The sequence below is a fragment of the Streptomyces sp. SLBN-8D4 genome, from assembly GCF_049739545.1.
Classification (GTDB): domain Bacteria; phylum Actinomycetota; class Actinomycetes; order Streptomycetales; family Streptomycetaceae; genus Streptomyces; species Streptomyces canus_C.
On the sequence record NZ_JBMGQC010000001.1, the window covers coordinates 6,207,956 to 6,220,916 of the forward strand.

General features: G+C 69.0%; 9 protein-coding genes. 6 read left to right on the plus strand and 3 right to left on the minus strand.

Annotated elements, in window-relative coordinates; all coding sequences use genetic code 11:
* The first annotated feature begins 58 nt into the window (after positions 1-58).
* From RKD20_RS28225 to RKD20_RS28250, 6 genes are all read left to right on the plus strand, one after another.
* A complete protein-coding gene (locus tag RKD20_RS28225) occupies positions 59-2,845 on the plus strand; it encodes a response regulator (protein WP_424880155.1) in 2,787 nt (928 codons plus the stop codon).
* A gap of 4 nt (positions 2,846-2,849) precedes the next feature.
* Positions 2,850-4,394 (plus strand): diguanylate cyclase domain-containing protein, encoded by a 1,545-nt coding sequence (locus RKD20_RS28230; protein WP_424880156.1) that lies wholly within the window; start codon positions 2,850-2,852, stop codon positions 4,392-4,394.
* Positions 4,395-4,732: 338 nt separating this feature from the next.
* Positions 4,733-6,427, plus strand: a complete 1,695-nt coding sequence (locus RKD20_RS28235; RefSeq protein WP_424880157.1) for a DUF4012 domain-containing protein — start codon at positions 4,733-4,735, stop codon at positions 6,425-6,427.
* Between the two features lie 410 nt (positions 6,428-6,837).
* Positions 6,838-8,613, plus strand: coding sequence for an SDR family NAD(P)-dependent oxidoreductase (locus RKD20_RS28240; protein ID WP_424880158.1), 1,776 nt, complete (start codon positions 6,838-6,840; stop codon positions 8,611-8,613).
* On the plus strand, positions 8,610-9,326 hold the full coding sequence (locus tag RKD20_RS28245) for a sugar transferase (protein WP_424880159.1): 717 nt from the start codon (positions 8,610-8,612) through the stop codon (positions 9,324-9,326). Before RKD20_RS28240 ends, RKD20_RS28245 begins: the two co-directional genes overlap by 4 nt.
* Entirely contained in the window at positions 9,319-10,482 is a 1,164-nt protein-coding gene (locus tag RKD20_RS28250) for a DegT/DnrJ/EryC1/StrS family aminotransferase (protein ID WP_424880160.1), read from the plus strand. The genes RKD20_RS28245 and RKD20_RS28250 overlap by 8 nt, the downstream gene beginning before the upstream one ends.
* 134 nt (positions 10,483-10,616) lie before the next feature.
* Here RKD20_RS28250 and RKD20_RS28255 read toward each other — a convergent pair whose 3' ends face one another.
* From RKD20_RS28255 to RKD20_RS28265, 3 genes are read right to left on the minus strand one after another with little or no spacing between them, the layout of a single operon-like run.
* Positions 10,617-11,234 carry an acetyltransferase gene (locus RKD20_RS28255; RefSeq protein ID WP_424880161.1) on the minus strand — a complete coding sequence of 206 codons (618 nt, stop codon included), beginning with the start codon at positions 11,232-11,234 and terminating at the stop codon, positions 10,617-10,619.
* Positions 11,231-12,538 (minus strand): glycosyltransferase family 4 protein, encoded by a 1,308-nt coding sequence (locus tag RKD20_RS28260; RefSeq protein WP_424880162.1) that lies wholly within the window; start codon positions 12,536-12,538, stop codon positions 11,231-11,233. Before RKD20_RS28260 ends, RKD20_RS28255 begins: the two co-directional genes overlap by 4 nt.
* Before the next feature lie 4 nt (positions 12,539-12,542).
* Positions 12,543-12,725, minus strand: coding sequence for a hypothetical protein (locus RKD20_RS28265; protein WP_424880163.1), 183 nt, complete (start codon positions 12,723-12,725; stop codon positions 12,543-12,545).
* Between the last annotated feature and the right edge of the window lie 236 nt (positions 12,726-12,961).

Genomic DNA, 12,961 nt, shown 5'->3' on the forward strand with positions numbered 1-12,961 from the left:
GGTCTGTCGGCAGTCCCGGCCGCAGCTTGCGGTCGAGCACGACATGTGGAGGCGGATGATGGAACCCAAGCCCCCGGATGCACCAGGGCAATACGCGGCCGACGACGAGGAGCGGTTTCGGATTCTGGTGAAGAACTCCGCGGACATGGTCTTCCGCCGCACCGTCCCGGGCGTCTACCAGGAGGTGTCCGCGTCGGCGTCGGCGTTGTTCGGGCGGCCGGCGGAGGAGATCGTGGGGACGACGGTCGCTTCCTGGGTGCATCCGGGCGACGTGGAGGAGTTCGAGTGGGCTGAGCGGGATCTGCTGCGCGACGGCCGGGTGGTGGTGTGTCTGCGGCTGCGGCACGCCGACGGGCATTGGACATGGACCGAGACGACATCGTGGGTGGTGCGGGACGCCTCGGGCGAGCCCCTCGAAGTGCGCGGGTTCGTCCGTGAGGCGGAGGGCCAGCGGCGCAGGGAGGAAGCCCTGCGGTTGTTGCAGGAGCAGGCCCGCTCGGTCATCGAGACCGCCTGGGACGCCTTCGTCTCCATCGACGAGGACGGCTTGGTCATCGACTGGAACCACAGCGCCGAGTTGCTGTTCGGTTTGAGCCACCGCGAGGTGATGGGGCGTCCGCTGAGCGAGACGATTCTCCCCGAACGGTACCGCGCCGCACACACGGCAGGTCTGAAGCGGGTGCTGGCCGGTGGTGAGACTCATGTGCTGGGCCGCCGCATCGAGCTCAGCGCCCTGCACCACGACGGCCACGAGATCCCGGTCGAACTGACAGTGTGGCGGATGAAGTCGGCGAAGGCCCGCTGCTTCAACGCCTTCGTCCGTGACATCAGCGAGCGCAAGCATGCCGAAGCCGCCCTGGCGGAGGCGCGCGACCAGGCGATCGCCGCGTCCCAGGCGAAGTCTCAGTTCGTCGCCTCCATGAGCCATGAGATCCGTACCCCCATGAACGGCGTCATCGGGCTGAGCGACCTGCTGCTGGGGACCGCGCTGGATGCCGAGCAGCGCCGCTATGCCGAGGGCATTCAGGCCGCCGGCTCGGCATTGCTGTCGCTCATCAACGACATCCTGGACTTCTCCAAGCTGGAGGCGGGCAAGATCCAGCTGGACAGCGTCGCCTTCAGCCCCCAGGCGCTGGTGGAAGAGGTCGTCTCGCTGGTGGCGCAGACCGCCCAGGCCCAGGGCCTGGAACTGCTCAGCGACTGCCATCCCGAACTGCCCGCGACGGTGTTCGGGGATGCCGGCCGACTGCGGCAGATACTGCTCAACCTGGCATCCAACGCGGTGAAGTTCACCGAAGCGGGCGAGGTCGTACTCCGCGTCCGCCCGGACCCGCCCCGGCCATCCGCAGGGCATGTGCCATGGCTGCGCTTCGAGGTGGCCGACACCGGCATCGGCATCGCCGAGGCCGATCAGGAGCGGATGTTCGACGCCTTCTCCCAGGCCGATGCCTCAACCACCCGCCGCTACGGAGGTACCGGGCTTGGCCTGGCCATCTGCCGGAGGCTCACCGAGGCGATGGGCGGCTCCATCGGCGTCATCAGCCGGCCCGGCCAGGGCAGCACGTTCTTCTTCGACGTACCCGTGCGCACACCGGACACCCCCGAACCGTCCCCGGCCCCTCTGGACCCCGGCACGCTTCGTGGACTGCGGGTCCTGGTCGTCGATGACAACGACACCAACAGGCTGATCCTTGATGCCCAGCTGCGCAGATGGCACATGCAGCCGACGACGGTCTCCAGCGGCCCCCAGGCCCTGGTGGCGCTGCACGAATCAGCGGCTGCGGGCCGCCCCTTCACCCTGGCCCTCCTGGACATGCACATGCCTGGGATGGACGGCCTGGAACTGGCCCGCCGCATCACCACGGATAGGACCCTTGCCTGTGTACGGCTGCTGTTGCTCAGCTCCGGCGCCCAACTGCCCGCTGCCGAACTGCAGGCTGCCGGCATCGCCCGCAGTCTGGCCAAGCCCGTCCAGCAGTCCCAGCTCATGGATGCCCTGGTCGAACTCACCACCAGGACACTTCCCGTGACGATCGCCGCAACGGCGCCCGCTCCCGCCATCTCCCGGCCACCGCGGCGCGGTCATCTGCTGCTGGTCGAGGACAACGAGATCAACCAGTTGGTGGCCCATGGCTTGCTCGCCCGCCTCGGCTACAGCGCGGATACCGCTGCCGACGGCATCGAGGCCCTGCGAATGGTTGAGGAACACACCTATCAGGCCGTGCTGATGGACTGCCAGATGCCCCGGATGGACGGTTACGCCACCACCCGGGAACTGCGCCGCCGCGAAGCACGGGGAGACACGCACCTGCCGGTGATCGCGATGACCGCCAGCGCTCTCGCCGAGGACCGCGAGAGATGCCTGGCCGCGGGCATGGACGACTACGTCTCCAAACCCGTCGCTGCGGACGAGCTGGAAGAAATCCTCGCCCGCTGGGTCAACCCGGCCGACCAGCAGACCGGCGACGAGGCGCCGCGCGACTCCATCGAGCAGCGGCTGAACGAACTGCGCGGCGACGGCTCCCCGGGTGAGAACGAACTGGTGGACCGGCTGGTGGACCACTTTCTCGTCCGCGCCCCCGAGATGACCAGCGCACTCTTCCACGCACTGGACCGCCACGACAGCGAGGAAATCGCGGAGGTGGCACACAGTCTCAGAGGCGCTGCAGGCAACATCGGAGCCCAGGGCCTCGCCGACTGCTGCACAGAGTTGGAACAGTACGCCCAGGCCGGAGACCCGGCCCCGCTGACTCAGGCCGCCCCCCGCCTTCAGGAGGAGCTCGACCGAGCCTGCCGCACCCTGGAGACGCTCCGCTCCCGTCCTCGCCGACGCGGACCGGGATGAGGACGTGGTCAAGGTTCAGGCCGGGCTGCTCGCCGGCCGTGAGGCGGCGGCCTGGACGTACGCGGCAACAGGAACCGCAGTGATCGTCACCTTCCTGCTCACCTCCTCCTCGGCGCGTTACCTGCTGGCCGTGCTGATCTCTGCCTCGGTCGTCTTCGCGATCCTGGTGGGCGTGGCCAGGAACAGGCCGCCGTCGGCCCTTCCGTGGTATCTGTTCGCGGCAGCCATGGCACCGTACGCGGTGGCGGACACGATCTGGGGTATCTACCAGATCCGCGGCGCCGAGGTTCCGTTCCCCGGCGTGGCCGACCTGTTCTACCTCGGCAGCTACATGTTGTTCACCGCCGGCCTGGTGATCCTGGCCCGGAAGCACGCGGGCCGGCTGCATTGGGCGGGGCTGCTGGACGCGGGAATCGTCACGTTGGGATTCGCCACTCTGGCATGGGCGTTCATCATCGCCCCCTACCTGCGCAGTCGGCTTGCCGCGTGGCCGATGGCGGTGTCCATCGCCTATCCCGTCACCGACCTGGTGCTGTTGTCCCTGGCCGCGTGGCTGATGTTCACCACCGGCACGCGCACACCGTCGTCCCTGATGTTCATCGGATGGCTGCTCGTCCTGCTCGCCTCCGACGGCCTCTATTACGGGACCGAGGCGACGCATGGGACCGCGCTCGCGGAGAACGTGTCCGAAGTGGGGTGGATGGTGTCGTCCCTCCTGCTGGGGTCGGCGGCGCTGCACTCCTCCGTTGCCCGACCGCTGGAACTCGCCGAGACCCAGGAGAGGATGCCCTTGCGGCGACTCTCGATCCTGATTGCGCTCATCCTGATGGGGCCGTTGATCGTGCTCGCCGATGTCGGTGGCATTCGGGATCAACCGATGCATGTCACCGTGATCGTCGGCATGATGGCGGCTCTGTCGCTGCTGCTGGTGCTGCGCATCGCGTTCTTGGCCCGGTACGCCCAGGAGACGGCCGCCGCCGCGAGGACGCGAGCCTTGGCCCTCGCCGCCTCGCTGCAGGAGCAGGCGGAGCTCCAGAAATTTCTGAGTCATCAGGCGACCCACGACCCTTTGACGGGTCTGGCCAATCGAGCCCTCCTGAACGAACGTCTGGAGACCGCCCTCGAGCGGTGCTCCACCGCTGCCTGCGCAGGACTGCTGATGCTCGATCTCGACGGCTTCAAGGACGTCAACGACACGCTGGGACACTCGGTCGGAGACGAACTGCTGGTGGACATCGCACGGCGGCTGACGGGCAGGGTCCGCGAGCAGGACCTGGTGGCCAGACTCGGCGGCGACGAGTTCGCACTCCTAGTGGAAGGCGTGGACGCGAGCACGCTGCACGAATACACCACGCGCATTCTCGACTCCATCACAGCCCCCTTCACCCTCGGGCACGGCCATTCGGTGCACGTGACGACGAGCATCGGGGTCAGGAGCGTCACCAGACCGATCACGCCTGCAGAAGCCCTGCGGGACGCCGACACCGCTCTCTACAAAGCCAAGACGGCAGGCAAGAACCAGGCCGCGTTCTTCGAATCCACGCAGTAGCCACTCTCGTCCCCGGGCACGGTGGGGACCCGGACTCCTGTTGTCCGGGCCTCCGGGGAGACTCCCGGACTTCACGAGTCAGCCTGATAGCCCGTTCGGACCGACTTTCCCGCCACGTGGCGCGGTGAAGTTTGCAACGGTCTCAGTGACTGTCATTACTGATCCAATCCAAATGCTTGGTTCCGTTGGACCCTTCGATTCATGGGTAGGCAATGAAGGCAGGGAAGGATCCGGGATGCAGCCGGAAGGGCGCTGTGGCGCGGGCGCGGGCATCCGCTGCCGTGATGCTACGGCGCCGCCACCGAACCTTCCTCTGGGGCGCCGGAGCTGTCGGTCTGTTGTCCGCAGCGTTGGCCGGTTTCCTGGTGTGGGAGCTTCGCGCGGTCCAGACCAATCTTGCCGCGGCTCAGGTGGCCACTGACCGACTGCAAACGGAGATGACCGGTCGTCGTCAGCCCTCGGCCGAGGTTCTGGACGACATCCGGAAACACACAGCGGCCGCCCGGAGCGCGGCCGGCACGCCGGTGTGGAGCGCAGCTGAGAGTCTTCCACTGATGGGCCCCCCGCTCCGTTCTGCCCGGGGGCTGACTGTCGCCGCCGACGACATGGTCACCGGGGTGCTGCCGGAGGCTGTGCGCCTGCAGCAGATGCTCGCGTCCGGGCGGATGGTGCACCAGGGGCGCGTCGACCTCCGCCGGCTTTCGTCCGTCACGGACCTGCTGGGGGGCGTGCGCCGTCAACTGGCCGGAGTCCAAACGACTTTGGATGGCTTGCCCGGCTCGACGGTGGTCAGTCGCCTCGACCTGGCACGGCAGCGGCTGTCCGACCGGGTGGCGCGCCTCTCCGACTCGGTCTCCGAGGCGGAGTCGACGACGCGGCTGCTGATGCCTGTTCTGGGCGGCACGGCGCCACGCTCCTACTTTCTTGCCTTCCAGAACAATGCCGAGGCCCGGGGCACTGGTGGCCTCGTAGGCGCCTTCGGTATCTTGACCGCCGACCGTGGTGGCATCACTTTGCACGACTTTGCGTCGGATGACACGCTGCCGCGTACCAACACCCCCGTGGCGAACTTCGGACCGGCGTTCGACCGCCGGTACAGCGGTGCCGAGAGTACTCAGGGGCTGGCCAATTCCAATCTGTCCGCTCATTTTCCGTATGCGGCGCAGGTCTGGGTGGGCCTGTGGCAGCGACTTACGGGGCAACGTCTCGATGGGGCCATCGCGACCGATCCTGTAGGACTCGCCCGTGTCCTCAAAGCCACGGGCCCGGTCCGACTTCCGGATGGAAAGCAGCTGACGGCGGAGAACACCGTGGAGCTCACCGAGAGCACCCTGTACGCGTCGTACAGCAATATCGAGCGAAAACGTTTCCTGGTACAGGTCGCGCAGTCGGTCGCTGCTGCCTTGCTGCGCCACGGGCACGATTCGGTGGCCCTCCTCCACGCGCTGGGGCAGAACGCCAGCGACGGCCGACTGCGTGTGTGGAGTAGAGATGCCTCCACCGAGTCGGCACTCGGAAAAGCCGGGCTGGCCGGCGACATCCCCGAGAGGACAGGGCCGTTCGCCTATCTCGTGGTCAACAATTCCGCGGGCAATAAAATGGACTACTACCTGGGGCGGTCGCTGGCCTACGAGCTTGGTCCTTGCAAGGGCGGTACCCGTTCCAGCGCGGTGCGGATCAGGCTGACGAACGGTGCACCCACTGTGGGCCTCCCTCCTCTCGTCGCTCTCCGTTCCGACGATCCCCGGCACTCACACCCCCCGGGATCCACAAGCATCTGGCTTTCGTTTTACGCCAGTTCCGGCGCGCGGTTCACCGGTGCGACGCTGGACGGGCGGCGACTTATGCTGTCGTCGACCGAGGAGCGAGGTCACCCGGTGCTCGGGACGCAGGTGGAACTCTTGCCCGGTCAGACGCGAGAAGTGGACGTTCGTCTGCTGGAACCGGCTTCGGATCGGCCCCCCGTGGTGCCCTCTCAGCCGTTGGCGCGGCCGCAGATCACCAAGGTGTATGTGCAGCCGTGCGTGAAGTAGTCGGGCCGATCGAGTGAACCTCAAGGGGCCCACGCACGCTCGAGAAGCGTGCAGCGGGGGCCGTTCAGGCAGGCGGCGAAATCGTACCCACGGAAAATCAGCGTCCGCGAGATCACAAGAAACATTCTGATCCACCCAGAAGGACGCGGCAGCGTCCGTGGACATGCCGTCAATGAAGTGCCGAAATAGGTCTTCGGCAATTGACATCCTGCTGATCGGGGTTCACCTTGCGTGGGGAATACGCGGGCAAAGACAAGCTGACAGCGGTTCAACCTGCGGTGTTCCACACCGCACCGGAAATCCGAGCCCGGTCGGATGGCTGGTCCGGCGTTGCCGCCCGGTGTCGCCGCCCGGCGGTGCAGGCCGCCATGGACGCGGTCGCCTGGACATGCGGCCTCCTCATCGCAGGCATGACCAGCAGCGGCGCTTCCGACCTGCTCGTCGGACCCGGCCATCCGGTCGTCGTCTGTGCTGTCACGGGGGCGGCAGCGGTGCTGGCCGGGGCCGTGTGCGGGCTCTACTCCGGGCGCTATCAGGCGGAGACCGGCCCGGAACTGAGTGCGGTACTGGTCTCCGCGGGGCTGACCGGGCTCCTTCTGCTGGGTATGTGTCAGGCGGGACTGCCCCTGGTGGGAGTCAGGCCGGCCGTGGCCGGACTGGCCGCTCTGGTCGGCGTGCTTGGCATGATCACCATCAGGGCCGCGGCGGCGACCGTCCGACGCAGGCCGCGACGGCCCGCGCCGACCGCCACCAAGGTGATCGTGTTCGGCGCGGGCAGTGCCGGAGCGCAGCTCGTGCAGCGGCTCATGTGTCAGCCTGGCGCGCAGTACCAACCGGTCGCCCTGCTGGATGACGACCCGGCCAAGCGCCGGCTGCGGATCTGTGGGATCCGAGTGCGCGGCGGACGGGAGTGGTTGGCGGAGGTCGCCGCGGAGACCGGGGCGACGGTCATGGTGATCGCGATCGCCGGCGGGTGCCGGGACGGCCAGGTGATCCGCGAGCTGATCACCCTGGCCGAGTCGGTCGGTCTGGTCACCAAGGTGATTCCGCGCATCGAGGAACTGGTCGCAGGACCGGCGCGGATCGACGACGTCCGCGACCCGCGGATCACCCAGTTGCTGGGTCGCGATCCGGTCCGCCTGGACCTGAAGTCGGCTGCCGCACAATTCGCCGGACGCCGCATCCTCGTCACGGGCGCCGGTGGCTCGATCGGCTCGGAGCTGTGCCGCCAGTTGCATCGTCTGGGTCCCGCGTCGCTGGTGATGCTCGACCGGGACGAATCAGCTCTGCACGCGATCCAGCTCGCGCTGCACGGCCGTGCGCTGCTCGATTCCGACGAGGTCGTGCTGGCCGACATCACGGATGCCTCCCGCATCCGTGAAGTCTTCGCGCAGGCCCGCCCGGAGATCGTGTTCCATACGGCGGCGGTGAAACATCTGCCACTGCTCGAGCGGTATCCGGCCGAGGCGCTGAAGACGAACGTGACTGGCACGCTGAACGTGCTGCGAGCGGCAGCGGATTGCGGCGTGCGGTCGTTCGTGAACGTCTCCACGGACAAGGCGGCCGACCCGGTGAGCGTCCTCGGCACCTCCAAGCGGATCACCGAGCGGCTCACTGCGCACATGGCCGGCGAGTTTCCCGGGACCTGGGTGTCGGTCAGGTTCGGCAACGTCCTGGGCAGCCGGGGTTCGCTGCTCGGCTCGCTGTCCGCGCAGATCGACGCGGGCGGCCCCGTCACCGTGACTCATCCGGACGTCGCCCGCTACTTCATGACGGCCACCGAAGCCGTCCAGCTGGTGCTGCAGGCTGTGACGGTCGGGGAGAGCGGCGAGGTCCTCGTCCTCGACATGGGAGACCAGGTCTGCATCGTCGACCTCGCCCGCCGGATGGCCGCCGCAGCGTCACGGCGCGTGGAGATCGTCTTCACGGGGCTGAGGCCTGGCGAGAAGCTGACCGAGGACCTGCTGGGCGCCGGGGAACGTGACCACCGGCCGAGGCATCCGTTGGTCAGACAGGTGCCGGTGCCCGCACTCGATGCGGGTGAGGTCACCGGCATCGCTCACCTCACCGATCCCGAAGAGGTACGCGCCGCCCTGGCGCTCCTCGCCACGGCGGCCGGTCCCGAGGAGTCGGCCGACCAGGCCGCGCTGCCCGGCCAGCCCGGAAGAGCGGAGGCCAGCAGGTGACCGCCCCGCCCGTACCGGGTCGGCACCGGCCAGGCTGGGCGATGGCGCAGGCGTCCACCGCGCGGCCCGGCGGCAACCAGGTGCCTCACCGCAGGCCGTACCGCGGCAAGCGTCTATTGGACCTGGTCGTGGTCGGCCTGATCATCGTGCCGGCCGCGCTGCTCTGCGCGATCGCCGCGCTGGCGCATCTGCTCGCGCACGGCAGACCCGTCCTGTTCCGGCAGCAGCGCGTCGGCCGCGGCGGCAGCCCGTTCGTCCTGCTGAAACTGCGCACGATGCGGAACGCCCCGGACGGACCGGACACACCGGGTGACCCCGATGTCACCCGGGTGACCGCAGTCGGACGGGTGCTGCGCCGCACGTCTCTCGACGAGTTGCCCCAGCTGGTCAATGTGCTGCGCGGACAGATGAGCCTGGTCGGGCCGCGACCGACGCTGCCCTACCAGGTACGCCGGTACACCGATCGTCAGCAGTTGCGGCTGTTGGCCGTCCCGGGTCTGACCGGCCTGGCGCAAGTGCACGGGCGGCAGCGGCTGAGCTGGCCGGAGCGCATCGAGTGGGATCTGCGGTACGTCCTGCGCCAGAGCTTCCGGCTCGACCTGGCCATCATGTTCCTCACCATCTGGACGGTCCTGGCCAGGGGTGGAGCCACCGTCAGCCACGACAAAGATCCGATCGCCCGCAGTTCAGAAAGGATGCTCTCAGGTGCCTGACAGCAACGTCCGGATCCGGCTTGCCAGTCCCGACCTCGGTGAGGAGGAGGCGCAGGCGGTACGCAGGGTCCTGTGCAGCGGTGTTCTCACCAACGGCGCGGAGAACGAAGCCTTCGCGCAGGAGTTCGCCGACCGGCATGAGGCGCGGTTCGGTGTGACGTTCTGCACCGGTACGGCCGCGCTGCAAGCGATGTTGCTCGCCGAGGGCATCGGTCCCGGCGACGAGGTGATCGTCCCGTCGATGACCTTCGTCGCCACCGCGACATCGGTGTGCCACGTCGGGGCCACCCCGGTCTTCGCCGACATCGATCCCCGGACCTTCAACCTCGACCCGGTATCGGTCGCGGCCCGCATCACCCGGGCCACCCGGGCCGTCATGACCGTGCACTACGCCGGGCAGCCCGGGGACCTCGACGGGCTGGCGCGGGTGTGCGCCGCGGCCGGCGTGCCGTTGCTGGAGGACGCCGCACAGGCGGCCGGCGCCCAGTACCGCGGCAGACCGGTCGGCACCGTCGGCCGGTCGGCCATGTTCAGCTTCACCCCGGCCAAGAACATCACCACTGGTGAGGGCGGCATCGTGCTGACCGACGACCCGGGCGTCGCGGAGCGGCTGAGACTGCTCCGCAACCATGGTCAGACCGGTCTGTACCAGCATGAAAGCCTTGGCTACAACTGGCGGTTGACCGAGATGCAGGCCGCGATCGGCCGGGTGCAGCTGCGCAAGCTGGACGGCATCCTCGGGCGCAAACAGCAGATCGTTCGATCGCTGACCCGGCGGCTGACCGGACTGCCCGGCCTGACCACGCCCCATCAGGTGCCCGACGCCAGGGGCACCTGGGCGCTCTACACCTGCCTGCTTCCCGGCATCCGAGACCAAGTGCTGGCCGACCTGCTGGACCGGGGAATCGAAGCACGGATCTACTTCCCGCCCGTTCACCGGCAGCCGCTCTTCGCCCGGCGGGACGGCGGCGCCGGGCTCGCCGCTGAACTGCCGGTGACCGAGGCCGTCGCCCAGGCGATGCTCTCGCTGCCGGTTCATCACCGGTTGACCGAGGCGGAGGTGGCCGAGATCGCCGACGCAGTGAGCACCGCCGTAGAGCGGGCGACCACGGCTGCGAACGCGATGGACCGGCCGATGCCGGTCGGTGCCCGCTGACCGCGCAATGACATGCCGGCCCGCACGACTTGGGCGCGAGGGCCACAACCGCGCCCGGGTCCCGGCCGCGATGCTCGGGGTGGGCCTGGCCGCGTCGACGCCGGTGCCCAGGAGCCCTTGATCGAACCGGACGGTCAGGACTCCCGGGGCCTGGCGGGCACGCCCACGACCACCTGACCCGGTGTGACATCGCGGGTCACCAGTGCCGCGGCGCCGACCATCGCGGACGGCCCGATCCGCCGGCCCTGCAGCACGGCGGCGTTGCTGCCCACCGTGGACCCGGCGCCGACGGTGACGTTCCCGGCGATGTTGGCCCCCGGCAGGATCGTCACGAAATCGTCGAGCACCGTGTCGTGCCCGATACTGGCCTGGTAGTTGACCTGGACGTGTGCGCCGATGACGGTGCCGGTGGAGATGAACGCCTGCCCGAGCACGACACAGCCGCGCCCGATCCGTGCGCCGGGGGAGACCACCGCCCGTGGGTCGATCACGGTCGCCGCTCGCATGCCACGATCCTCCAACTCCCGCGCCAGCCTGCGGCGCGCATCGGCGTCGGCGATCGCCACGACGAACTCGTTGCGCTGTCCGTCGGGCGCGGCCAACTGCCCGGGAACGAGCACCGGACAGCCCTCCACCGCAGCGGCTGCCGGGTGCTCGTCCACGAAGACCACCTCGGGTGCCGCGGCCATCGCGCGCACCGCGTCCAGCGTCTCCCTGCCGAAGCCGCCCGCGCCCACGATGTGCAGCGTCACGGTCGCACCTCCGTCACCGGCTCCTCGCGCCGCGCCGGTGCCGAGACCGCGTCGAGGAACGCGTCCGCCAGGGCGGTCATGCCGTGATGCCGGTACACCCAGCGGCGGCCGCGCTCACCCATCCGCTCCCGGTCGGACCGGCTCATCCCGGCCAGCCCGGCCAACCCGGCCGCCATGTCCGCCGGGGATTCGGCGGGCACGCACACGCCGCCGCCGGACTCGCGTACGGGGCCGCCGGGCGCATTGCTCGCGAACAGCACCGGCTTGCCGGACGCCAAGTAGTCGAACAGCTTGTTGCTGCTCAGGCCGTACTTGAAGACCGCGACATCGCGCAGGCAGAACAGCGTCACGTCCAACTCGGCCAGCACGGCCGGCACAGCCCGCTTGGGCACCGGCGGCCAGAACAGCACGTTGTCCAGGCCGTGCCGGCGCGCGAGCTGCTGGCACGCGGCCTTCTCCTGGCCGTCGCCGACCAGCACCACAGCGACCCGCAGATGGCCGGCGGTCCGCAACCCCGCCGCGGCCGCGACAATGGTCGCCACCCCGTTGGCCGGACCGTGCGAGCCGATGTAGCCGACGGTGAGAAAGCCATCCTTGCGCAAGCGCCTGATCCGGTCGATCAGGTCGGCGGCCTGGTCCGCGGAGTCCTCACCGTCCAGGCCGGCAGGCAGGCTCGGATCCCCCGGCGGCGGGAGGTCGGGGATCCCGTTCGGCACATATCGGATCTTGTGGGCCGGGACGCCGCGGGCCTGCAGGTAGCCGGAGGCCCCGGGCAGGAGGCAGATGACGGCGGAGGCCTGCCGGCAGCAGAAGGACTCGACCAGCCGGAGCAGCCGGGCGGGCAGCCCGTTCGTGCGCAGCGCGCCCATGTCGATCAGGGTCTGCGGCCACAGATCGCGCACCTCGAAGACAAAGCGCGCGCGGCGGCCGCGGGCCGCCAACCAGGCGGCGAGCACCGCGGGCAAGTGCACCGAGGAGCCGACGATCACGTCCGGCCGGTTCAGGCGGAGCTGCACCCAGAGCACCCGGGCCGCGTAGTGGGCCATGTTCGCCACGCGGCGGAGTCCGTTGCCGGTGTACGGCGGCGTGCGGACCCAGACGAAGCGGACGCCGTCGATCGTCCGGGTGGCCACGGTCTCGCCAGGCGCGAGCCGTTCCTCGCGCCTGCTGAAATGGCTGAAGCTGCTGGCGAAGACCGTGACTTCATGTCCCTTCGACGCCAGCACACGTCCCAGCTCGTAATGCCGGGTGCCGGCGGCGCAGTCCGGCGGCGCCGCGTAGTGGTTGAAGATCCAGATCCTCATGTCCTCACCTCCGCCGAAGCCGCCCTACGGTGCCGCACGGGGCACCGAGCGCCAGCCCCTCCTTCTGTAGGTCGCCGGAGTCGGCGATCAGTCCGTCGGCCCCGGCCAGCGGGGTGAGTTGCCAGGCGATCGGCGCAGGCTCGACGAACAGCGGACGTGCTCCGACCGCACTGAGCACTTTCGCCACGGCGTTCCCATGTCCGGCCCGGTCGTCCACGCCGGAACAGCCCTGTCCGGCGTCTGCATACGCCAGCGGTAACTGGCTCGACGCCGAGAAACGCTACTACTCTGTGTGCCCAGTTTGCTACTTTGGGTTACTCATGCCGCTAGATTGTGCGCGTGCCGAGGCGGTGACCACATCCGCCGTCCCTGCGGTACCGATCCCGTTTCGCGACTCCGGAGGCCGTTTTCGTGGTGCAGTCG

Coding starts and splice junctions, on each gene's coding strand:
- RKD20_RS28240 (WP_424880158.1), top strand. CDS start 6,838: ATGACCAGCAGCGGCGCTTCCGACCTGCTCGTCGGACCCGGCCATCCG.
- RKD20_RS28260 (WP_424880162.1), bottom strand. CDS start 12,538: ATGAGGATCTGGATCTTCAACCACTACGCGGCGCCGCCGGACTGCGCC.
- RKD20_RS28225 (WP_424880155.1), top strand. CDS start 59: ATGGAACCCAAGCCCCCGGATGCACCAGGGCAATACGCGGCCGACGAC.